General features: G+C 66.4%; 1 protein-coding gene. It reads right to left on the reverse strand.

Translation table 11 applies throughout. The features are described from left to right. The coding region (locus tag BHD07_RS31815; protein ID WP_338284318.1) for an IS481 family transposase at positions 1-1,059 on the reverse strand (1,059 nt) is incomplete at its 3' end. Between the last annotated feature and the right edge of the window lies 1 nt (position 1,060).

The following is a 1,060-nucleotide window of genomic DNA, read 5'->3' on the forward strand; positions in this document are numbered from 1 at the left end:
GCCGTATCGCCCGTCCGTGTCGAGCGGGCGAATGGCGATGCGTTCGCCGCAGAAGGCCTTTGGGACTTTCCACTTGCGGCCTTTGAAGCTGACATAGGCCTTGGTGCTGGGGACGGTGCGGACGACCTCGCCTTCATCGTAGATCACCTCTGGAAGGTGCTCGGGCATGGGGCGCGAACTGGGACGATAGCGACGGGCCGGCACGTCGAGATCGAGCGCGGCATGGGGCCGCTCGAAATTATAGAGTTCACGCCAGGCATCGAAGGCGCGCTGGACGGCAGCCAGATCGGAAAATCGGGCGAAATCGAATATTTCGGCCTTAAGCGTGCGATGGAAGCGCTCATTCTTGCCGCGGCTCTGCGGATGATAGGGCCGGCTATGCAGGCGGCCGACGCCGAGCTTCAACAGCCACACGCCAAGTCTTGTCCAACGCTCGCCCGAGGCCTCGCCCCAGGGCGCGCCATTATCGACGAAAAGGGCGTCCGGCAGGCCGTAGCGCCGGAATGTCCGCTCCAGATGGCCGCGCACGGTCACTCCCTGCTGGTCGGCGCAGGCCGCCAGGCAAGGCACGAAGCGGGAATGGTCGTCCACCATCGTCAGCGGATGGCAGCGCGTGCCATCGCCGAGCCGAACCCAGCCCTTGAAATCCATCTGCCAGAGCTGGTTCGGCGCCTCCTTCTCGAAGCGCTGGGTCGCCGGCGCGCCACCGACCGGCGGCATGATCCGCTCATGGCGCTTCAGGATAGCATGAACCGTCGAAGGCGCCGGCGCATGCTGCCCCCGGTCTTCCAGAACGCGCGCGATCTTGCGTGCGCCCCACGCCGGATGCGCATCGCGCACCGCAAGCACCTCTGTCTCCACCGCCGCGCTCGACTGCAACGGGCTCACATGCGGGCGGCGCGAGCGATCAGCCAGCTCCCGGTCACCTGCCTGCCACCGCGCCAGCCATTTATAGCCCACATCGGCACTGATCCCGAACCGCCGGCACAGCTCCCGGCGGTTCGCACCCTCCGCCAGCGCCAGCCGCACAAATTCCTGCCTCTCTCCCATAACCGACACC

This window comes from Sinorhizobium sp. KGO-5, from assembly GCF_036245905.1.
Classification (GTDB): Bacteria; Pseudomonadota; Alphaproteobacteria; order Rhizobiales; family Rhizobiaceae; genus Sinorhizobium; species Sinorhizobium meliloti_A.